This is a genomic window from Streptomyces sp. NPDC007917, from assembly GCF_042959105.1.
GTDB lineage: Bacteria > Actinomycetota > Actinomycetes > Streptomycetales > Streptomycetaceae > Streptomyces.
On sequence record NZ_JBIBKK010000001.1, the window covers coordinates 722,100 to 742,381 of the forward strand.

Genomic DNA, 20,282 nt, shown 5'->3' on the forward strand with positions numbered 1-20,282 from the left:
GGCTATTGCTGCTATTGCGGCCCGGTGCGCGGCACGGTGATGGTCACGCGCAGCCCGCACGGCTCGTTGGGGGCGTACGCGATGGAGCCGCCGCCCGCGGTGAGCAGCGCCCGCGAGATCGACAGCCCCAGGCCGGAGCCGTTGATGTTCTGGTGACGACTGCTGCGCCAGAAGCGGTCGCCCACGCGCGCGAGCTCGTCCTCGGTGAGGCCGGGGCCCCCGTCGGCGACGACGATGGCGACCGTGTCCCCGTCGGGCTGGGCGGAGACCACCACCTCCGCGCCCGCCGGCGTGAACTTCACGGCGTTGTCCACGACCGCGTCCAGCGCGCTGGACAGCGCCACCGGGTCGGCCCAGCCGGCCACGGCCTGCGGGCCCTGGTAGGACAGGCGCACGCCCTCCCGCTCGGCGACCGGCAGCCAGGCGTCGACCCGGTCGGTGGCGAGCTCGGCGATGTCGGTGAGCTTGAGGTCGGTGGTGGAGTGCTCGGCCAGGGCCAGGTCGAGGAGGTCGTCCAGGACCTGGGCCAGGCGCTTGCCCTCGGTGCGCACCGAGGCGATCTCCTCGTGGCCCTCCGGCAGGTCGAGGGCCAGCAGTTCGATCCGCAGCAGCAGCGCGGACAGCGGGTTGCGCAGCTGGTGGGAGGCGTCGGCGACGAAGGCCCGCTGCTGTTCGAGGACTTCTTCGACGTTGTCGGCCATCTCGTTGAACGAGCGGGCCAGACGGCGCAGCTCCGGCGGCCCGGAGGCGGCCGCGACGCGGGACTGCAGACGCCCGGTGGCGATGTCGTGGGTGGCCGTGTCGAGGATGCGTACGGGGCGCAGCACCCAGCCGGTGAGCCGGAAGGCCGCCCCGACCGCCAGGAGCATCGCGGCGGCCTCCCCCGCGCCGATCAGCAGCCAGCCGTGCAGGATGCGCGACCGCATCTGCCCGGTGGGCGAATCGGTGACCACGACGGCCACCACGTCGCCGTCGCGCACCACGGGGGAGGCGACGGTGAGCCGGCCCTCCTGCTGCCAGGGCCACACCTGGTCGGGGTCGTGGCTGCGGCGGCCCTGGAGGGCCTCGTCGAACGCCTCGGCGCCGTCGCCGGTCTCGGGCAGCCGCCATTCCCCCGGCGCCTGGGCCATGGGCCTGCCGTTCCGGTAGTAGACGCCGGCCCGGATGCCGTACAGGTCGTGGTAGCGCCGGAGTTCGGCCCTCAGGGTGCTGAGCCGTTCGTCGTCCTCCGCGGTGGTGGCGGCGGTCGGCCCGGCCGTGACGAACTGGGCGAGCGCGGCGAACCGCGCGGTGTCGTCGATCCGGTCGACGACCACGCGCTGCTGTTCGCGGGCGGCCACGCTGCCGGCCAGCGGGAAGCCGAGCGCCAGCAGCACGCCGGCCATGAGGACGATGAGGAGCGGGAGAAGTCGGGTGCGCACGGGGAGAAGTCTCGCGGTTCCTCAGTTCGCCGGTGACACCAGGCGGTATCCGACGCCGCGGACCGTCTCTATCAGCGCGGGCATGCGGAGTTTGGAGCGGAGTGAGGCGATATGCACCTCCAGGGTGCGCCCGGTCCCCTCCCAACTGGTGCGCCACACCTCGCTGATGATCTGCTCGCGGCGGAACACCACGCCGGGGCGCTGGGCGAGCAGCGCGAGCAGGTCGAACTCCTTGCGGGTGAGCGAGATGGTCGTACCGTCCACCGCGACCTGCCGGGTGGCCAGGTCGAGGGTGACGGGGCCGATCCGCAGGGGGGCGTTGCGGCTGTCGGTGCTCTCCTCGGCGCTCGGGGCGGTGTCGGCCGGAAGCGTGCGCCGACTCACAGCGTGGATCCGGGCGAGCAGCTCCATGGTGTCGTAGGGTTTGACCACATAGTCGTCGGCACCGAGGTTGAGACCATGGATGCGGGATCTTACATCCGCCCGCGCGGTCACCATGATCACGGGAGTGGTGGTCCGCTTGCGGATACGGCCGCACACCTGGAAGCCGTCCTGGTCCGGCAGCCCGAGGTCGAGGAGCACGACACCGAACGGCGGCCCCGAGTCGGGAAGCAGCGCTCTGAGCGCCTCCTCACCGCTTCTGGCGTGCGTGACTTCGAAACCGTGCCTCGCGAGCACCGCGGACAAAGCCGCGGCGACATGGTTGTCGTCCTCGACGAGCAGCAGTCTCACCGACCTCTCCACCACCTTTCCACTGAGTGGCGCATGTGTTTCGACAACATGGCCACAGGGCATCCACGCCCAGTAGGTACGTGCTCGTCAAGACGCATCTAGTCACACTTAGGTTTCCGTTATGTAGCCGGTACGGCAGCCTCGGGCCCCGCTCACACAGAGTGTCGCCCCGCCGCCGGATCGTTATCCTCAATTTCCGCTCAGATGTAATGACGCTGGTCTCGGCGGCCCCCTAAGGTCCTCCCAACCGAGGAGGACGGAGCGAAACGCCGAATGAGCGAAGTACCGGTGACCAAGGACGCAACTCCGGTTGCGGACGCGTTGGTTGCGCTGTCAGGAGTCAACAAGCACTTCGGCGCGCTGCATGTGCTCCAGGACATCAACCTGAACATCGCACGGGGCGAAGTGGTCGTTGTGATCGGCCCTTCCGGGTCCGGCAAGTCGACCCTCTGCCGCACCATCAACCGCCTGGAGACGATCGACTCCGGCACCATTACGATCGACGGCAAGCCACTGCCTCAAGAGGGCAAGGAGCTCGCCCGGCTGCGCGCCGACGTCGGCATGGTCTTCCAGTCATTCAACCTTTTCGCGCACAAGACGGTGCTCGAGAACGTGATGCTGGGCCAGCTGAAGGTGCGCAAGACTGACAAGAAGACCGCCGAGGAGAAGGCCCGCACGCTGCTCGACCGAGTGGGCGTGGGCAAGCAGGCGGACAAGTACCCCGCGCAGATGTCCGGTGGTCAGCAGCAGCGCGTGGCCATAGCCCGAGCGCTGGCCATGGACCCGAAGGCGATCCTGTTCGACGAGCCGACCTCCGCGCTCGACCCGGAGATGATCAACGAGGTGCTGGACGTCATGCAGCAGCTCGCCCGGGACGGCATGACGATGGTCGTGGTCACCCACGAGATGGGCTTCGCGCGCTCCGCGGCGAACCGGGTGGTCTTCATGGCCGACGGCCGGATCGTCGAAGAGGCCAAGCCCGAGGAGTTCTTCAACAACCCCCGCAGCGACCGGGCCAAGGACTTCCTGTCGAAGATCCTTCACCACTGAGGCCACACCCGGGTTCCCCGCACCTGGCTTCACCACTGAGCCCCGCACGGCTCACCCACGTCTGCACGCACGCACAACAAAACTTGAGGGATGCACGATGAGAATTCGTAAGACGGCCGCAGCGGCTTCGGTGGTTCTGGCTCTGGCGGCGACCGCCGCCTGTGGTGGCAAGGAAGGCACGGCCGGCGACAAGCCCAAGGGCGGCGAGGTCGTCAGCGGCAAGTACACCGTCGCCAAGGACGTGAAGCTGGACTCGCCGACCCTCAAGGCGGCCCAGAAGCGCGGCAAGCTCATCATCGGTGCCAAGGCCGACCAGCCCTACCTCGGCTTCGAGGACACCAACGGCAAGCGCTCCGGCTTCGACATCGAGATCGCCAAGATGGTCGCCGCCGACCTGGGCTTCTCCGAGGACCAGATCGAGTTCAAGACGGTCGACTCCAACGTCCGCGAGACCTCCATCTCCAAGGGCCAGGTCGACTACTACGTCGGCACCTACACCATCAACGACGAGCGCAAGAAGCAGGTCGGCTTCGCGGGCCCGTACTACGTGGCCGGCGCGGACCTGCTGGTGCGCAAGGACGAGAAGGGCATCACCGGCCCGGACTCCGTCAAGGGCAAGAAGGTCTGTTCGATCGTCGGCTCCACTCCGCTCCAGGAGATCAAGAAGGCGAAGTACGGCGCCAAGACCACCGAGCTCGGCAAGTACTCGCTGTGTGTCAAGCAGCTGCTGGACGGCCAGGTGGACGCGGTCACCACCGATGACGCGATCCTCAAGGGCTACGCGGCCCAGCGCCCGAGCAAGCTCAAGGTCGTCGGCAAGCCGTTCACCGAGGAGCCCTACGGCATCGGCATGAACAAGGACGACAAGGCGCTGCGCGACGCGATCTCCGACGCGCTCGAGAAGCACATCAAGAACGGCGACTACAAGAAGGCGTACGAGGGCACACTCGGCAAGTCCGGGTCCGCCTACGTCGCCCCGAAGACGCCCCTGCCGCGCTACTGAGCCGGTTCTCCCCGTACGCCCTGAAGCCGGTGCGATCCCTCGTGCTGACCTGACCGCTAGCGCGGAGAACAGATGAATCTACTCTTCGATTACTTTCCTGAGTTCCGCGACGGGTTCCTCGGGACCCTGTCGCTGACCGCGGCCAGCGCGGCGCTCGCCCTCATCCTCGGCATCATCATGGCCGGCTTCAGGGTGTCCCCCATTCCGCCGCTCCGTGCCTTCGGCACCGCCTGGGTCACCCTGCTGCGGAACACTCCGCTGACCCTGCTGTTCCTGATCACGTTCTTCGTGATCCCCCAGATCCTCTTCCCCGGGACGAGCCCCTACAAGCTCGCCGTGGGGGCGCTGGGCTGCTACACCTCGACGTTCGTCTGCGAGGCCGTGCGCTCCGGCATCGGCACCGTGCCGATCGGGCAGGCGGAGGCGGCCCGGAGCCTGGGGATGACCTTCTTCCAGACCCTGCGGATGATCGTCCTGCCGCAGGCCACCCGGACCGTGATCCCCCCGCTGAGCAGCATATTCATCGCGCTCACCAAGAACTCCGCCATCGCGGGTGCCTTCAGCAACACCGAGCTGTTCAGCGTCTCGAAGCTGCTGAGTGACAAGGGGTACGCGATCGCCTGGATCTTCCTGTGGATCGCGCTCAGCTACCTGGTCATCACCTTCACCATCAGCGGACTCTTCCGACTGCTGGAGCGCCGCATGGAGGTGGCCCGATGAGCGCAAGCGTCCTGTACGACGCACCCGGTCCCAAGGCGCGTATCCGCAACCGCGTGTACTCGGTCATCGGCACGCTCGCCGTGATCGGCCTGATCGCCTTCATCATCGTGCGGCTGAACGACAAGGGTCAGTTCGCACCGGAGATGTGGGACATCTTCAACTACGCGGGTGTCCGCAACGACATCGTCGACGGCCTGCTGACCACCCTCCAGGTGTTCGCGGTGGCCGCGGTGCTGTCGCTGGCGCTCGGCGTGGTGCTGGCCGTCGGCCGGCTCTCGGATCACAAGTGGGTCCGCCTGTTCACGACCGGATTCATCGAGCTGTTCCGGGCCGTCCCGCTGCTGATCACCATCTACGCCCTGTGGGTGCTCTTCCTCACCTACAAGAACGACCTGGGGTTCACCGGCGACGGGACGGAGTTCTGGGCCCTGGTCGTGGGTCTGACCGTCTACAACGGCTCGGTGCAGGCCGAGGTGTTGCGGGCGGGCATCAACTCGGTGCCCAAGGGACAGCGTGAGGCCGCCTACGCCCTGGGTATGCGCAAGACCCAGGTCATGACGACCATCCTGATTCCGCAGGGTGTCCGCGCGATGCTGCCGACCATCATCAGCCAGCTGGTGGTCACCTTGAAGGACACCTCGCTGGGCTACGTCATCACGTACCAGGAACTGCTGTACAAGATGCAGCACATCGCCGAGGTGACCGTCGTCAACGACGAGAGCCCCTACGTCCCGGTGATCATCGTCGGCGGTGTGATCTACGTGGCCCTGTGTCTGGCGCTGTCCGCCCTGGCCACCTGGATCGAGCGGCGCGGCCGGCGCGCCAAGAGCGGCATCGCGGTCGCCCCGGCCGAGCAGCCGGTCGCGGCGGGAGACGCTCTGGACGTCGTCGACCAGTCCGAGGTCGCCGGACCGGCCGGCACGGCGGCGAAGAACTGACCGTATACCCGATCCGGTATCCGGTCCGAGGGGGCGGTGGCGTACGCGCCACCGCCCCCGTCGCTTGACGCGGGGACCCGCAGTGGGTTGCATACTTTGTGTGATCGCGCACCGGGTTTCAACTGCCAGTTTCCTCAACTCACGTACGTCCCGCAGGGTCACGGGAACCGCGCCGTGGACCCGGTGATCATCGCCGGGGCGGGCCCGGTCGGCCTCGCCCTGACCCTCGCGCTCGCGCGCGTCGAGGTGCCCGTCATCCTGCTCGACGAGAGCGCGGGCGACGAGGAGCGCCGCCCCGCCCGTACGGCCGTGCTGCGCCCCGACACCGCCGCCCTGCTGGAGCGGCTGGGCTGCCGGGCCGGGCAGGCGGCCGTGCCGTGGACCGGCTGGCGCACGATGCGGCGGCGGCAGGTGGTCAGGCGGCTGACCCTGGTGCCCGGCGGGCTGTTCCCCCCGGGCGCGGCGGGCGGCCAGGACGGCCCCGCCGGGCGCGGCTATGACGTCGGCTATGTCCGTGACGGCGGCTCCGGCGGCTACGACGACGGGCCCGGTGCCGGCCCGGAGGGCGACGTGGCGGAGGAGGCAGCGGAGGCGGAGGAGTCGCAGTTGTCCTCGCCGCTGCACCTGCCCCAGCACGAGCTCACCCGCGCCCTGCGCGCCGCGCTGGCCACCGTCCCCGGCGAGGGCCTGGTGCGGATCGTCCCGGGCACCCGCCTCGACACCCTGGAACAGGACGCCCGGGGCGTCAGCATCCACACCCGGGGCGCCCAGAGCACCTGGTGGCGGGGGAGTTATCTGATCGGCTGCGACGGGCCGCGGTCCACCGTCCGCAAGCTCCTGGGCGTGCGCTTCCCGGGCCGCACCGCGGTGGAGCGGCACGCGGTCGCCGCGCTGCGTACCGAACTCCCCTGGCCCGGCGAGGCCGTGCTGCACCGCTCGCCGCCGTGGCGCGGCGCCGACGCGGAGGTGACGGCCCGGCCGCTGCCGCGCGGCGTCTGGCGGCTGGACTGGCTGCTGCCGCCGGGCCGGGACCTGGTCACGCCGGACGCGCTCCTCGCGCGGGTGCACGACACCCTCACGGGGTGGTGCGGCGACCCCGCGCCCCCCTATGAGCTTCTGGACACCGGCGTGCACACCGTGCACCACCGGCTCGCGCGCCGCTGGCACATCGGCCGCGCCTTCCTCGCCGGGGACGCCGCCCATCTGCTCGGCGCGCTCGGCACCCAGGGGCTCGACGAGGGGCTGCGCGACGTCGGCAACCTCTCCTGGAAGCTGGCCCTCGCCTGGCACCACGGGGCGACGGACGCGCTGCTCGACAGCTATCAGGCCGAGCGGCGCGGCGCGGTGAGCGCCCGGCTGCGCGCCACGGACCAGGCGCTGCCGCTTGTGCGGGCGTCCGGCGGCTGGCACGCGGTGCGGCGTTCCGTACTGCCTGGCGCGGTGCGCGCGCACGACGCGCTGCTCACCGACGGTCACCTGGGGCGCGGCCCGCTGGGCGAGCCCCCGGTCTACGGCCGCACGCCCCTGATGCCCGCGGCGGCCCCCGAGGGCTCGGTCACGGTCGACACCGAGATCGGCGCGCTCGCCACCGATGTGCCGGTGACCGCGTCGGACGGGTCGCTCACCCGGCTGCGGGCGCGGCTGGGGCGGGAGCTCCTGGTCGTCCTCGTCGCCCCCGGGACGGGGGTGTGGGACCGCCGCCACTGGCTGCGCGCGGGGCTGATGCCACGGCTGGCGGCGGCGGTCGCGGCGCTGCCGGTACGGGCCGAGCTGCTGGTCGCCGAGGAGTACCCCGGGGCCCCGGCCCACACGGTGCTGCTGGTGCGGCCCGACGGGCATCTGGTCGCGGCGCTGTCAGGGGTGCGTCCGGCCGAGCTGTACGCGTGCGCGGACGCGGCGCTGGGTGGGAAGGCAGCGCGAGGCGGCGCTGAGGGGCCGTCGGTGGAGGCGGAGGCGACGGCGCACCGATAGGGACGGCGCGCACGGCCCGCGCGGCGGCGGGCGCGGCAAGAAGGGCGAGGGCGTGCGCGGCAGGTGCGTCCAAGGGGTGGACAGCAGAAGTTGACCTTGCTTTTCGGCCCGTGGTTGAGTACGCCCTGTGACTGACGCTCGGGTACCTCGCTTCTGGCGGAGGGTCCATGTGGACCTCGTCCGCTACGCGGGCTGCGTCTGTCGCCCCTCCTGCTGATCGACTTCTTCCTCGCGCGGCTCGGGTCGCGCTCCTTTCGCGATCACTCAGGACGGTCTCAGTGCCCGACGTACGCACTTCCACCCCCACCCAGCCCTCGGCGCCCGCCCGGCCCGCCGCCGACACCGCGCCAGGCCCGGCCGAACTCCTCGAATTCGCCCGCCGTACGGCCGCCGACACCGCGCTCGTCGACTCGCTCCCCCTCGACCCGGAAGGCCGCACCTGGCTGCGGCTCGACGGGCCGGGCGGCAGCGAGGCGTGGCTGATCGGCTGGCCTCCCGGCACCGGCACCGGCTGGCACGACCACGGCGGCTCGCACGGCGCGTTCGTCACGGCGGCCGGTGAACTGCACGAGCTCTCGCTCGCCGCGAGGCTGCCCACCGAGGGCTGGAAGACCCTTGAACTGGCCGACGACGTCGACCGTGAGCGGCTGCTTTCCGCCGGACAGGGGCGGGCCTTCGGCCCGCACCACGTACACGAGGTGCTCAACACCTCCACGGAGCGGCATGCCGTGTCGGTGCACGCCTACTACCCGCCGCTGCCGCTGATGCGCCGCTACAGCCGCACCGGACAGGTGCTGCGGCTGGAGCAGATCGAGCTGCCGGGCGAGTGGGAGTGAGCCGATGAGCGCGAAGCGAAGCATCGACGAACTGCTGGCCGAGGCCCGCGCCGGCCTCGACCGCCTCGGCCCCGCGGAGGCCGCGGCGGCACAGGCCGAGGGCGGGCTGCTGGTGGACATACGGTATGCCGCGCTGCGGGAGCGCGACGGGACCATCCCGGGCGCGCTGATCGTCGAGCGGAACGAACTGGAGTGGCGGCTCGACCCGCTGTGCGACCACCGGCTGCCCGAGGCCACGGACCACGATCTGCGGGTCGTGGTGGTGTGCAACGAGGGGTACGCGTCGAGCCTCGCGGCGGTCTCGCTGCGGCAGCTCGGGCTGTCCCGCGCCACGGACCTCGCGGGCGGCTTCCAGGCCTGGCGCGCGGCCGGCCTGCCGGTGAGACCTCACTCCTGAACAGCTGTCACGAGAACAGCCCGACCGGCCCGAGGGCCTGCCGAGGGCCGGTCGGGGGCGAGTAGCAGGCCGGTCAGCCGCTCGTACCACCCCTGTGCGCCGGGCCACCCCTGTGCGCCGGGCCCTATGCGTCGGGCAGATGCCGCTCCAGCAGCTCCGGGTCCTCCCCCTCCTCTTCCAGCGCGCGCCGCACCACCCGCAGCGCCACCCCCTCCGGATAGCCCTTGCGCGCGAGCATCCCGGCCAGGCGGCGCAGCCTCTTCTCCCGGTCGAGGCCGCGGGTGGCCCTCAGCTTGCGCTCGACCAGCTCACGGGCGGTGCGCTCCTCCTGCTCGGCGTCGAGCTGCCCCACGGCCTCGTCGATCAGAGCCGAGTCCACCCCCTTGGTGCGCAGCTCGCGCGCGAGCGCCCGGCGGGCGAGGCCCCGGCTGTGGTGGCGGGACTCCACCCAGGCGTCCGCGAACGCCGCGTCGTCGATCAGCCCGACGTCCTCGAACCGGGACAGCACCTCCTGCGCCACCTCGTCGGGGATGCCCCGGGTGCGCAGCGCCTCCGCCAGCTGTCTGCGTGTGCGCGGGGTTCCGGTGAGCAGGCGCAGACAGATCGCCCGCGCCTGCTCCTCCGGGCTGCGCGGCGGCCCCTGCTCGGCCCTCGACGAGGAGGGGCCGCCGCTGTCCGGGCCGACCGGACGGCCTTGGCCGTCCGGCCAGTCGGTCCGCCGCGTCACGGTCAGCTCTTGGCCGCGGCGGTCTTGGCCGCCTTCGTCCCGGCCTTGGCCGCCGTGGCGGGCGCCGCCTTCACCGGCGCGGCCGGGGCCGCGGCCGGGGCGGCCGCGTCGGCGCCGGGCTCAGCGGCCGGCTCCTCCTTCTTGACGCCGATGCCCAGCTTCTCCTTGATCTTCCGCTCGATCTCGTTGGCGAGGTCGGGGTTGTCCTTCAGGAAGTTCCGGGCGTTCTCCTTGCCCTGGCCGAGCTGGTCGCCCTCGTAGGTGTACCAAGCGCCGGACTTGCGGATGAAGCCGTGCTCCACGCCCATGTCGATCAGGCCGCCCTCGCGGCTGATGCCCTGGCCGTAGAGGATGTCGAACTCGGCCTGCTTGAAGGGCGGCGCGACCTTGTTCTTGACGACCTTGACGCGGGTGCGGTTGCCGACCGCTTCCGTGCCGTCCTTGAGGGTTTCGATACGGCGGATGTCCAGGCGCACCGAGGCGTAGAACTTCAGCGCCCGGCCACCGGTCGTCGTCTCGGGCGAGCCGAACATGACGCCGACCTTCTCGCGGAGCTGGTTGATGAAGATCGCGGTGGTCTTGGACTGGTTGAGCGCACCGGTGATCTTACGGAGCGCCTGGCTCATCAGCCGGGCCTGGAGGCCGACGTGGGAGTCGCCCATCTCGCCCTCGATCTCGGCCCGCGGCACCAGGGCGGCGACGGAGTCGATGACGATCAGGTCGAGCGCGCCGGAGCGGATCAGCATGTCGGTGATCTCGAGCGCCTGCTCGCCGTTGTCCGGCTGGGACAGGATGAGGGAGTCGGTGTCCACGCCCAGCTTCTGCGCGTAGTCCGGGTCGAGGGCGTGCTCGGCGTCCACGAAGGCGACGGTGCCGCCGGCCCGCTGCGCGTTTGCCACCGCGTGGAGGGTGAGGGTGGTCTTACCGGAGGACTCGGGACCGAAGACCTCCACCACACGGCCGCGCGGCAGACCGCCGACGCCGAGGGCCACGTCGAGCGCTGTCGATCCGGTGGAGATGATCTCGATCGGCTCGTTCGGCCGCTCCCCCATGCGCATCACTGCGCCTTTGCCGAATTGCCGTTCAATCTGTGCGAGCGCGGCGTCGAGCGCCTTCTCGCGGTCGGTTCCTGCCATGGGTTCCACCCGGTTTGCTTGAGTCGATCGCTTCACGTCCACGACGCTAACGCCTGCCACTGACAAGCGGCCCGGACGTCCTCTGCCTGTGGATAACTCAGGCGAGATCCACCATGAGAATGGATGTTCGATTTTCGTGTCAACTACGCCGCTTCAGCGCGTCCCGCATCCGCATGAGGGCCCGCATGCCGCCCCGCCGCCGGGTCCGGCCCTGGACCCGCAGGTCGTCCGCGACGTCGTACCGCTTGATGTACGCGCCGAGGAACGCCTGCAGCGTCGCGGTCGCCGGGATCGCGATCAGCGCGCCCACCGCGCCGAGCAGCGCGGTGCCGGCGATCACCGAGCCGAAGGAGACGGCCGGGTGGATGTCCACGGTCCTGGCGGTGATGCGCGGCTGCAGCAGATAGTTCTCGAACTGCTGGTAGACCACGACGAAGACCAGCACCCACAGCGCGTACCACGGCTCGACGGTGAAGGCGATCAGCATCGGCAGGGCGCCCGCCAGGTAGGTGCCGATGGTCGGGATGAACTGGGAGATCAGCCCCACCCAGACCGCCAGCGCCGGGGCGTAGGGCACGCCCAGCCATTCCAGCAGGACATAGTGCGCGATGCCGGAGATCAGCGCCATCAGGCCGCGCGAGTAGATGTAGCCGCCGGTCTTGGCGACCGCGATCTCCCAGGCGCGCAACACCTCGGCCTGCCGGGTCGGCGGCAGGACCGAGCACAGGGCGCGGCGCAGCCGGGGGCCGTCGGCGGCGAAGTAGAAGGCGAAGAGGGTCACCGTCAGGACCTTGAAGAGCCCCCCGAGGACCTGAGCGGAGACGTCCAGCACGTTGTTCGCGCTGTTCTTGACGTAGCTCTGCAGCCAGTCCGAGTGGAGCACGCTGTCCTGGATCTCGACCCGCGACAGCTCGGTGTGGAAGGTCTCGTTGACCCAGCTGACCAACTGGTCCAGATACTTCGGGAAGTCCTCGACCATGGTCATGATCTGGTCGGCGAGCATCGAGCCGAGCAAGGTGAAGAACCCCGCGACGCCGATCAGGATGCCGAGGAAGACCAGCCCGGTGGCCACCCCGCGGCGCACACCGCGCGCGGCCATCCGGTCCACGGCCGGTTCTATGGCGAGCGCGAGGAAAAACGCGATCAGGATGTTGAGGAGCAGTCCGGTCAGCTGGTCGAAGGCCCAGGTGGCCAGGCGGTAACAGGCCAGCAGGGCGAGCGCGAGCACCATGGCGCGCGGCAGCCAGCGCGGCATGGCCGTACCGGGCCGCGCCTCGCTGGGGGCGGCGGCCTGGGGGCCGGCGGGGACGCCATCGGCGTCGGGCGGGAGGGTCTCTTCTGCTGGGGCCACTGAGCAAGTGTGGCGTACATCGGTGAAAGATATCCGGCCACCCCGCGAACTGTGGGCTCACGGGCCGGCGGCCGCTCAGCGCCTGTCGGCCGGGATCTCCAGGGCGGCGCACACCCCGCGCCAGACGTCCTTGGCCTCCCAGCCGGCCTCCAGCGCCTGGTGCACAGTGCGGCCGCCGAGCTCGGACATCACATGGTCGCGCGCGAAGGAGTCCGCGTACCCCTCGCCGAAGTAGGCCGCCATCCGCTGCCAGAAATCCGTCAACCGCATGCGATCAGTATCGCGCTCCTGGGGGTGCAGTCGGACGCGAGCCGCCGTGCGACAGCGCTTTCCGGCCCTACGGTCGGCCCATGGACCGATCCGCAGTAGTCCCCTCCTCCCCGCTGGCCCGCGCCGAACAGTTCGTGTGGCTGACCGCCCGGGTGCTCGAGCAGCGCAGATTCGCGTACCACTTCCTGGGCGGGAGCGCCGACCCGGTCGAGACCGCGCTGGCCGCGTACCTGGGTGACGACGGGGGCTACGGCCACGCCCTGGAGCCGGATCTGCGCGGCCCGCACAGCCGCCCGCAGCACGCCGCGCACGCACTGCGCGTCCTGGACGGGATCGGCCGCTGCGGGGGACAGCGCGTGGAGCTCCTGTGCCGCTATCTGACGGAGATCACCACCCCGGACGGCGCGCTCCCGGCGCACCGCCCCGCGCCGCCCGGCGCCGCGGTGGCCTCCTGGAACCCCGTGGCGGACGGCGCGGCAGGCGATCTGCTCGCGACCGGTCCTGTGGTGGGGCTGCTGCACCGCAACGACGTGTGGCACGCGTGGCTGTTCCGGGCGACGGATTTCTGCTGGGCGGCGGTCGCGGCCCTGGAGGAGGGCGCGGCGCCCCGGCCGCACGAGGTACTGGCGGCCGTGGCCTTCCTCGACGGCGCGCCGGACCGCCCCCGCGCGTTGGCGGCGGCGGAGCGGCTCGGCCGTCGGGTGCGCAAACAGGGGCTGGTGGTGCTGGACCCCGAGCGCGCCGAGGACCGCCCACTGCCGGAGGGCCGCGCCCCGGGCGAGCGGATCTTCGTGTACGAAGTGGCGCGCACCCCCGACTCGCCGGCCCGCCCGTGGTTCACCGACGCCGAGGTGGAACGGTCGCTGGACTTCCTCGCGGACTCCCAGCGCGAGGACGGCGGCTGGCCCCTCGGCCGGCGCTCGTGGGCGCCCGGGGCGGCCCTGGAATGGCGGCCGATCGTGACCATCGAGGCCCTGCTGACGCTGCGCGCCTACGGCCGCGCGCTCGGCTAGAAGGCCCGCACGCCCGCGGTGACGACCACGGCGACGGCGACCACCACCAGAAAGGGAGCGCGCAGCACCAGGGCGATCGCCGCCGCGCCGAGCCCGGCGGCCCGCGCGTCGAGGACGAGGTGCTGCCCGTCGCCGAAGGTCTGCTGGGCGGTGAGGGCGGCCAGCAGCGCGACGGGGAGCAGTGCGGCCAGACGGCGGACGGCAGGGCGTTCCAGGGCACCGGCGGGGACCGACAGGCCCAGCAGTTTGGCCAGGTAGCACCCGGCCGCGGTGACGCCGATGGCGATCCAGGTGTTCAACGGACCCCACCCTCCCCGGCGGCGCGGCGGGCTCGCAGGCCGTGTACGGCGAGGACGGCGGGCGCGGCGAGCGCCGCCACCAGGACCGGCACCCCGGCGGGCAGCAGCGGCAGAGCGCCGAGGACGAGCAGCACCCCGAGGCCGGCCGCGGCCCGCTCGACCGTGCCGCGGAGCATGGGGGCCAGCAGGGCGAGGAAGACCGCCGGGCCCGCGGCGTCCAGGCCCCAGGCCGCGGTGTCGCCGAGCGCGGACGCCCCGAGGGCGCCGACCAGCGTGGTCAGGTTCCACAGGGCGTACAGGCTCAGGCCCGTGACGGTGAAGCCGAGCCGCGCGGTGCGCCGGTCGGGCTGCGCGAGGGCGACGGCGGAGGTCTCGTCGATGACCCAGTGGGCGGCCAGCGGGCGCACCGCCCTGGGCAGGCCCAGGAGGCCGGACAGCCGCAGCCCGTAGAAGGCGTTGCGCACGCCCAGGAAGAACGCGCCCGCGGCGGCGGTGAGCGGATTGCCGCCCGCCGCCAGCGCGCCGACGAGGGCGAACTGCGAGGCGCCGGTGAAGACGAGGAGGCTGAGCGCACAGGTCTGCGGGACGCTGAGGCCGGCGCCCGCCGACGTCACGCCGAAGGCGAAGCCGGAGAGCCCGACGGCGACCCCCACGCCCAGCGCGTCGCGGACCACCGCCGCGCTCGCCTTGGGTTCGGAGCCGCTGCCGGGGCCGGATCCGGCCTCCGTGCCGGTAGGTATGTCGATCTGTTCTGCCACACCCCGCACAGTAGGAGACCGGACGGCGCCCGGTCTTGTACGTTCTTGCACCCCCTCGCACGGACGGATCCGCCGCTCGCCTACGCCCTGGCCGCGCTCCTCAGCCGGTCGGCGGCGGCGCGCTCGCGCCGGTAGGCGCCCGGCGGCACTCCGACGATCCGGGTGAAGTGCCGGTTCAGATGGGGCTGGTCGGTGAAGCCGACGGCCGCGGCGGCCTCGGCCGGCGCGGCCCCGCCCTCCAGCAGGCGGCGGGCCCTGCGCACCCGGGCGTCGGTGAGCCAGGTGTGCGGCGGCATCCCGTGGGCGGCGCGGAAGGCGCGCAGGAGGGCGAAGGGGCCGGTGCCGAGCTCGGCCGCCAGCTGCTCGAGGGTGGGCGGATCCGCCATCCGCTCCTCGAGCACCTCGCGGGCGCGCACCGCCGTACGCGCGCCCGCGGTACCCGCCGTGCGCGCGGGGAGCGAACAGCCGTGGTGGCGCAGCAGGCGGGCGACGGCGACGCGCAGCAGGCTGTCGGCGGCGAGCGCGTCGCCCTCCTCGGCCGCCCGGTGCACCGCGTTGATGAGGTGGGCGGCGTGAGCGTCCTCGACCACGGGCTCGGCGAACCCGACCGTGCCGCGGACCGTGGTGGTCTCGGCCGCGATCTCGGCGATCACCGACGCGGAGGGATAGAGCGTGGCGTAGGTCCAGCCCTCCGGCGCCCCGGCGCGCGCGGTGTGCGGCACCTCCGGGTTGATCATGACGACGGTGCCGGGGCCGGCCCGCTCGGTGCCGCCCGGCAGCCCGACCTCCTCCACCCCGCGGGTGACGGCGCCGAACACATACCCGTCGTGGGAGTGCAGGGGAAAGGTGTGCCGCACATACCGGGCCCGCAGCAGGTCGAGCCCCGGCAGCGCGGTCCAGCGCCAGTGCCGTGCCCACTCTCTCGTTCGCTCTCCCGCCCGCCTGGTGTCCATGGGCTCATTCTGCGCCGCTGGCCGAGCCGGGGAACCACCAGCCCGGCGCCATGACCTGCGGGTCCGCCCGTTGTCAGTGGCCCGGTGCACGATGGAGGACATGGCACGCCCAGCACTCGACGGATTCTCCCCCGCCACCCGCGGTTGGTTCGCGGGTGCCTTCACCGCGCCCACGGCCGCGCAGGAGGGCGCCTGGCGGGCGATCGCCGAGGGCTCGGACGTGCTGGTCGTGGCCCCCACCGGCTCGGGCAAGACCCTGGCCGCGTTCCTCGCCGCGCTCGACCGGCTGGCCAGCACGCCCCCACCGGCCGAGGCCCGGCGGCGCTGCCGGGTGCTGTACATCTCACCCCTCAAGGCCCTGGCGGTGGACGTCGAGCGCAACCTGCGCTCCCCGCTCACCGGCATCCGCCAGGAGTCCGTGCGGCTCGGGCTGCCAGAGCCGGAGATCCGGGTGGGCGTCCGCTCCGGCGACACCCCCGCCGCCGAGCGCCGCGCGCTGGTCAGCCGCCCGCCGGACATTCTCATCACCACCCCCGAGTCGCTGTTCCTGATGCTCACCTCCTCCGCGCGGGAAGCGCTGCGCGGCGTGGAGACGGTGATCCTTGACGAGGTGCACGCCGTCGCCGGGACCAAGCGCGGCGCGCATCTCGCGCTCTCCCTGGAGCGGCTCGACGAGCTGCTGACCCGCCCGGCCCGGCGGATCGGCCTGTCGGCGACCGTGCGACCGGTGGACGAGGTGGCGCGCTTCCTGTCGCCGCGGCGCAGGGTGGAGATCGTCCAGCCGCCCTCGGGCAAGGAGTTCGACCTGTCGGTGGTGGTCCCGGTCGAGGACCTGGGCGAGCTGGGCGGCTCGCCGGTGCGGGACGGCGACACCGACACGGGCGAGAAGCCGTCCATCTGGCCCCATGTGGAGGAGCGGATCGCCGATCTTGTGCAGGCCCACCGCTCGACGATCGTCTTCGCCAACTCCCGCCGCCTCGCCGAGCGGCTGTGCAACCGGCTCAACGAGATCGCGTACGAGCGGGCCACCGGGGAGGCTCTTCCCGAGGACCACTCACCGGCCGAGCTGATGGCCGAGTCGGGGGCGGCCAAGGGGGCGCCCGCGCTGCTGGCCCGCGCGCACCACGGCTCGGTGTCCAAGGAGCAGCGGGCGCTGGTGGAGGAAGACCTCAAGGCGGGGCGGCTGCCCGCGGTGGTGGCCACCTCCAGCCTGGAGCTGGGCATCGACATGGGCGCGGTCGACCTCGTCGTCCAGGTCGAGTCGCCGCCCTCGGTGGCCTCCGGGCTGCAGCGCGTGGGCCGCGCCGGCCACCAGGTGGGCGCGGTCTCCACCGGCGTGGTCTTCCCCAAGTACCGCGGCGACCTGGTGCAGGCGGCGGTGGTCACCGAGCGGATGCGCGAGGGGGCCATCGAGTCGCTGCGAGTGCCCGCCAATCCGCTGGACGTACTGGCCCAGCAGCTCGTCGCCATGACGGCCGTGGACACCTGGGACGTGGACGAGCTGTTGGCCCTGGTCCGCCGCGCCGCCCCCTTCGCCGCGCTTCCGGAGTCCGCCTTCACCTCGGTCCTCGACATGCTCGCGGGCCGCTATCCCTCCGACGCCTTCGCCGAGCTGCGGCCGCGCCTGGTATGGGACCGCGTGGCGGGCACCGTCACCGGCCGCCCCGGGGCGCAGCGGCTGGCCGTCACCTCGGGCGGCACGATCCCCGACCGCGGCCTGTTCGGCGTCTTCCTGGCGGGCTCGGACCCCAAGAAGGGCGGGGGCAGGGTCGGCGAGCTCGACGAGGAGATGGTGTACGAGTCCCGGGTGGGCGATGTGTTCACCCTCGGCACCACCTCGTGGCGGATCGAGGACATCACCCGCGACCGGGTCGTGGTCACCCCCGCCCCCGGCGTCCCCGGCCGCCTCCCGTTCTGGAAGGGCGACCAGCTGGGCCGCCCGTTGGAGCTGGGCCGCGCTCTGGGCGCGTTCCTGCGGGAGATCGGCGGCCTGGCCCCCGAGGCGGCCCGGGCCCGGCTGCTGGCCGCCGGGCTCGACACCTGGGCCGCGGACAACGTGCTGGCGTATCTGGACGAGCAGCGCCGCGCCTGCGGCCATGTGCCGGACGACCGCACGATCGTCGTGGAGCGCTTCCGGGACGAGCTGGGCGACTGGCGCGTGGTCATCCACTCCCCGTTCGGCGCGCAGGTCCACGCCCCCTGGGCGCTGGCTCTGGGAGCGCGGCTGTCCGAGCGGTTCGGTCTTGACGCGCAGGCGATGCACGCGGACGACGGCATCGTGCTGCGCCTGCCCGACGCCGACCTGATGGGCCTGGACCTGCTGGACGCCGATCCGCCGGCCCAGGGCCGGGAGTACGACTTCGAGCAGTCCCCCGTCGGAGCGGCCGACGTCGCCTTCGACAAGGACGAGGTCGGCCAGATCGTCACCGACCAGGTCGGCGGCTCGGCGCTGTTCGCCTCCCGGTTCCGCGAGTGCGCCGCCCGCGCCCTGCTGCTGCCGCGCCGCGACCCCGGCAAGCGCACCCCGCTGTGGCAGCAGCGCCAGCGGGCCGCGCAGCTCCTGCAGGTGGCGAGCGAGTTCGGTTCGTTCCCGATCGTGCTCGAAGCCGTCCGCGAATGCCTGCAGGACGTGTTCGACGTCCCCGGTCTCACCGAGCTCATGGGCGACCTCGAGTCCCGCCGGGTCCGGCTGGTGGAGGTCACCACCCCGGAGCCGTCCCCGTTCGCCCGCTCGCTGCTCTTCGGCTATGTGGCCCAGTTCCTGTACGAGGGCGACTCCCCGCTGGCCGAGCGCCGGGCCGCCGCGCTCTCCCTCGACTCCCGGCTGCTGGCCGAGCTCCTCGGCCAGGCGGAGCTGCGCGAGCTGCTGGACGCCGACGTCCTGGCCGAGCTGGAGCGCGAGCTGCAGTGGCTCACGGACGACCGCCGGGTCAAGGACACCGAGGGCGTGGCCGACCTGCTGCGCCTCCTCGGGCCGCTGACCGACGCCGAGCTGGCCGAGCGCGGCGCCGATCCCCAGTGGGCGCGTGATCTGTCGGGCGCCCGCCGGGCCATCCGCGTCCGTATCGCCGGCCAGGACCACTGGGCGGCCGTCGAGGACGCGGGACGGCTGCGGGACGCTCTCGGGACGGCGCTGCCCGTCGGGGTCCCCGAGGCGTTCACCGAGCCGGTCAAGGACCCTCTCGGGGATCTCCTCGCGCGCTTCGCCCGCACCCACGGCCCGTTCACCTCCGCCCAGGCGGCGGCCCGTTTCGGCCTGGGCACCGCCGTCACCGACGGGGCGCTGCACGGTCTCGCGGCGAGCGGCCGCATCGTCCAGGGCGAGTTCGCCCCGGCCGGCGTCAGCCAGGAGTGGTGCGACGCCGCCGTGCTGCGCCGGCTGCGACGCCGCTCCCTGGCCGCGCTCCGCCATGAGCTGGAGCCCGTCCCGCCGGCCGCGCTCGCCGCGTTCCTCCCCCGGTGGCAGCACCTGGGCACCCACAGCCTGCGCGGGATCGACGGGCTGGTGCGCGCCATCGAGCAGCTGCAGGGCGCCCCGGTGCCCGCCTCCGCCCTGGAGAAGCTGGTCCTTCCCTCCCGGGTCAGCGACTACACCCCCACCATGCTGGACGAGCTCACCGCGAGCGGCGAGGTCGTGTGGGCCGGGGCGGGCGCGCTGCCCGGCAAGGACGGCTGGGTCACCCTCCACCTCGCCGAGGCCGCCCCGCTGCTGCTGCACTCGCCGCACCCCCTGGAGCTCGGCCCTCTCCACCAGGCCGTGCTGGACGCGCTGGCCGGGGGCTACGGCCTGTTCTTCCGGCAGATCGCCGAGCAGGTCCGGGCCGCCGGACACGACGTCCAGGACCCCCAGCTCGCCGAGGCCGTCTGGGACCTGGCCTGGTCCGGCCGGCTCACCGGCGACACCCTCGCCCCGCTGCGGGCCCTGATGGGCTCGGGCCGCACGGCCGGCTCCACCGCCCACCGGGCCAGGCGCGCGGTCCCCCGGGGCCGCTACGGAAGCCTGTCCGCCCGCCCCACCGCCTCCCGGAACGGGCCGCCCACCGTCGCGGGCCGCTGGTCCCTGCTGCCCGAGCGCGAGCTCGAGCCCACCCACCGCGCCCACGCCCTGGCCCGTACGCTCCTGGACCGACACGGCGTGGTGACCCGTGGCGCGGTCGCCGCCGAAGGCGTCGAGGGCGGGTTCTCCGCCGCCTATCGCGTGCTGTCCGCCTTCGAGGACAGCGGCCAGGCCCGCCGCGGCTATGTGGTCGAGGGGCTGGGCGCCGCCCAGTTCGCCATGGACGGAGCGGTCGACCGGCTGCGCGCGGTCAGTACGGCCCGTGACACCGGCGATCCCGCCCGCCGCGCCGTCGTCCTCGCCGCGGCCGACCCCGCGAACGCGTACGGGGCGGCCCTCGCCTGGCCCGATCCGCCCGCGGACGCGACCCACCGGCCGGGCCGAAAGGCGGGCTCCCTGGTGGTCCTCGTCGACGGAGAGCTGAGCCTCTATATGGAGCGCGGCGGCAAGACGCTGCTCGCCTGGCACGACGACACCCGCCTCGACGCGGCGGTCGAGGCGCTGGCCCAGGCCGCGCGGTCGGGCTCGCTGGGCACGGTGACCGTGGAGCGGGTCAACGGGGCGGCCGCGCTGTCCTCCCCGACGGGGCGTGCCCTGGAGGCCGCGGGCTTCCACCCCACCCCCCGCGGCCTGCGCCTGCGCCCCTGACC

General features: G+C 72.6%; 18 protein-coding genes and 1 pseudogene. 10 read left to right on the forward strand and 9 right to left on the reverse strand.

The window, feature by feature from the left end; all coding sequences use genetic code 11:
* Positions 1–11 precede the first annotated feature (11 nt).
* Both ACFZDL_RS03050 and ACFZDL_RS03055 read right to left on the reverse strand, forming a co-directional pair.
* Positions 12–1,421, reverse strand: coding sequence for a HAMP domain-containing sensor histidine kinase (locus ACFZDL_RS03050; RefSeq protein ID WP_353590845.1), 1,410 nt, complete (start codon positions 1,419–1,421; stop codon positions 12–14).
* 21 nt (positions 1,422–1,442) lie between these two features.
* Entirely contained in the window at positions 1,443–2,153 is a 711-nt protein-coding gene (locus ACFZDL_RS03055) for a response regulator transcription factor (RefSeq protein ID WP_353590844.1), read from the reverse strand.
* Between the two features lie 273 nt (positions 2,154–2,426).
* On the opposite strand from ACFZDL_RS03055, the gene ACFZDL_RS03060 reads away from it, so the two are divergent.
* The 8 genes from ACFZDL_RS03060 (at position 2,427) to ACFZDL_RS03095 (ending at position 9,068) form a co-directional block, all read left to right on the forward strand.
* Positions 2,427–3,203: an amino acid ABC transporter ATP-binding protein gene (locus tag ACFZDL_RS03060; RefSeq protein WP_353590843.1), complete on the forward strand. Its 777-nt coding sequence runs from the start codon at positions 2,427–2,429 to the stop codon at positions 3,201–3,203.
* Positions 3,204–3,300: 97 nt separating this feature from the next.
* Positions 3,301–4,206, forward strand: a complete 906-nt coding sequence (locus ACFZDL_RS03065) for a glutamate ABC transporter substrate-binding protein (RefSeq protein WP_353590842.1) — start codon at positions 3,301–3,303, stop codon at positions 4,204–4,206.
* 72 nt (positions 4,207–4,278) lie between these two features.
* The gene (locus ACFZDL_RS03070) at positions 4,279–4,926 is read left to right on the forward strand and encodes an amino acid ABC transporter permease (RefSeq protein WP_311723818.1); all 648 of its coding nucleotides are present in this window, start codon (positions 4,279–4,281) and stop codon (positions 4,924–4,926) included.
* Positions 4,923–5,864, forward strand: a complete 942-nt coding sequence (locus ACFZDL_RS03075) for an amino acid ABC transporter permease (protein WP_353590841.1) — start codon at positions 4,923–4,925, stop codon at positions 5,862–5,864. Before ACFZDL_RS03070 ends, ACFZDL_RS03075 begins: the two co-directional genes overlap by 4 nt.
* Positions 5,865–6,038: 174 nt before the next feature.
* Positions 6,039–7,835, forward strand: a complete 1,797-nt coding sequence (locus ACFZDL_RS03080; RefSeq protein WP_353590840.1) for an FAD-dependent monooxygenase — start codon at positions 6,039–6,041, stop codon at positions 7,833–7,835.
* A gap of 127 nt (positions 7,836–7,962) precedes the next feature.
* Entirely contained in the window at positions 7,963–8,052 is a 90-nt protein-coding gene (locus ACFZDL_RS03085; protein WP_353590839.1) for a putative leader peptide, read from the forward strand.
* 61 nt (positions 8,053–8,113) lie between these two features.
* Positions 8,114–8,671 carry a cysteine dioxygenase gene (locus tag ACFZDL_RS03090; RefSeq protein WP_353590838.1) on the forward strand — a complete coding sequence of 186 codons (558 nt, stop codon included), beginning with the start codon at positions 8,114–8,116 and terminating at the stop codon, positions 8,669–8,671.
* Between the two features lie 4 nt (positions 8,672–8,675).
* A complete protein-coding gene (locus ACFZDL_RS03095) occupies positions 8,676–9,068 on the forward strand; it encodes a rhodanese-like domain-containing protein (RefSeq protein WP_353590837.1) in 393 nt (130 codons plus the stop codon).
* 124 nt (positions 9,069–9,192) lie between these two features.
* Here the strand turns inward: ACFZDL_RS03095 and recX are convergent.
* The 4 genes and pseudogenes from recX to ACFZDL_RS03115 form a co-directional block, all read right to left on the reverse strand.
* Positions 9,193–9,831, reverse strand: a pseudogene (gene recX, locus ACFZDL_RS03100) (recombination regulator RecX); the annotation flags it as partial.
* Complete coding sequence (gene recA / locus ACFZDL_RS03105; protein ID WP_353590836.1) at positions 9,798–10,931, reverse strand: recombinase RecA; 1,134 nt, start codon at positions 10,929–10,931, stop codon at positions 9,798–9,800. The pseudogene recX and the gene recA, both read right to left, overlap by 34 nt.
* A 139-nt stretch (positions 10,932–11,070) precedes the next feature.
* Complete coding sequence (locus ACFZDL_RS03110) at positions 11,071–12,282, reverse strand: AI-2E family transporter (protein WP_353590835.1); 1,212 nt, start codon at positions 12,280–12,282, stop codon at positions 11,071–11,073.
* A 75-nt stretch (positions 12,283–12,357) separates the two neighbouring features.
* Positions 12,358–12,552 carry a DUF3046 domain-containing protein gene (locus ACFZDL_RS03115; RefSeq protein ID WP_353590834.1) on the reverse strand — a complete coding sequence of 65 codons (195 nt, stop codon included), beginning with the start codon at positions 12,550–12,552 and terminating at the stop codon, positions 12,358–12,360.
* An 80-nt stretch (positions 12,553–12,632) separates the two neighbouring features.
* Here ACFZDL_RS03115 and ACFZDL_RS03120 point away from each other — a divergent pair, with 80 nt between their 5' ends.
* Positions 12,633–13,565: a hypothetical protein gene (locus tag ACFZDL_RS03120; protein ID WP_353590833.1), complete on the forward strand. Its 933-nt coding sequence runs from the start codon at positions 12,633–12,635 to the stop codon at positions 13,563–13,565.
* On the opposite strand, the gene ACFZDL_RS03125 is transcribed toward ACFZDL_RS03120, so the two are convergent.
* The 3 genes from ACFZDL_RS03125 to ACFZDL_RS03135 form a co-directional block, all read right to left on the reverse strand.
* Positions 13,562–13,864 (reverse strand): AzlD domain-containing protein, encoded by a 303-nt coding sequence (locus ACFZDL_RS03125; RefSeq protein WP_353590832.1) that lies wholly within the window; start codon positions 13,862–13,864, stop codon positions 13,562–13,564. The genes ACFZDL_RS03120 and ACFZDL_RS03125 overlap by 4 nt on opposite strands.
* Positions 13,861–14,622: an AzlC family ABC transporter permease gene (locus ACFZDL_RS03130; RefSeq protein ID WP_391190145.1), complete on the reverse strand. Its 762-nt coding sequence runs from the start codon at positions 14,620–14,622 to the stop codon at positions 13,861–13,863. Before ACFZDL_RS03130 ends, ACFZDL_RS03125 begins: the two co-directional genes overlap by 4 nt.
* An 80-nt stretch (positions 14,623–14,702) precedes the next feature.
* Positions 14,703–15,575, reverse strand: coding sequence for an AraC family transcriptional regulator (locus tag ACFZDL_RS03135; RefSeq protein ID WP_353590831.1), 873 nt, complete (start codon positions 15,573–15,575; stop codon positions 14,703–14,705).
* A gap of 100 nt (positions 15,576–15,675) precedes the next feature.
* Between ACFZDL_RS03135 and ACFZDL_RS03140 the strand changes: the two genes are divergently transcribed.
* Positions 15,676–20,280: an ATP-dependent helicase gene (locus ACFZDL_RS03140; protein ID WP_353590830.1), complete on the forward strand. Its 4,605-nt coding sequence runs from the start codon at positions 15,676–15,678 to the stop codon at positions 20,278–20,280.
* Positions 20,281–20,282: the final 2 nt, after the last annotated feature.

Coding starts and splice junctions, on each gene's coding strand:
- ACFZDL_RS03065 (WP_353590842.1), top strand. CDS start 3,301: ATGAGAATTCGTAAGACGGCCGCAGCGGCTTCGGTGGTTCTGGCTCTG.
- ACFZDL_RS03135 (WP_353590831.1), bottom strand. CDS start 15,575: ATGGACACCAGGCGGGCGGGAGAGCGAACGAGAGAGTGGGCACGGCAC.
- ACFZDL_RS03115 (WP_353590834.1), bottom strand. CDS start 12,552: ATGCGGTTGACGGATTTCTGGCAGCGGATGGCGGCCTACTTCGGCGAG.
- ACFZDL_RS03140 (WP_353590830.1), top strand. CDS start 15,676: ATGGCACGCCCAGCACTCGACGGATTCTCCCCCGCCACCCGCGGTTGG.
- ACFZDL_RS03070 (WP_311723818.1), top strand. CDS start 4,279: ATGAATCTACTCTTCGATTACTTTCCTGAGTTCCGCGACGGGTTCCTC.
- ACFZDL_RS03120 (WP_353590833.1), top strand. CDS start 12,633: ATGGACCGATCCGCAGTAGTCCCCTCCTCCCCGCTGGCCCGCGCCGAA.
- ACFZDL_RS03095 (WP_353590837.1), top strand. CDS start 8,676: ATGAGCGCGAAGCGAAGCATCGACGAACTGCTGGCCGAGGCCCGCGCC.
- recA (WP_353590836.1), bottom strand. CDS start 10,931: ATGGCAGGAACCGACCGCGAGAAGGCGCTCGACGCCGCGCTCGCACAG.
- ACFZDL_RS03075 (WP_353590841.1), top strand. CDS start 4,923: ATGAGCGCAAGCGTCCTGTACGACGCACCCGGTCCCAAGGCGCGTATC.
- ACFZDL_RS03060 (WP_353590843.1), top strand. CDS start 2,427: ATGAGCGAAGTACCGGTGACCAAGGACGCAACTCCGGTTGCGGACGCG.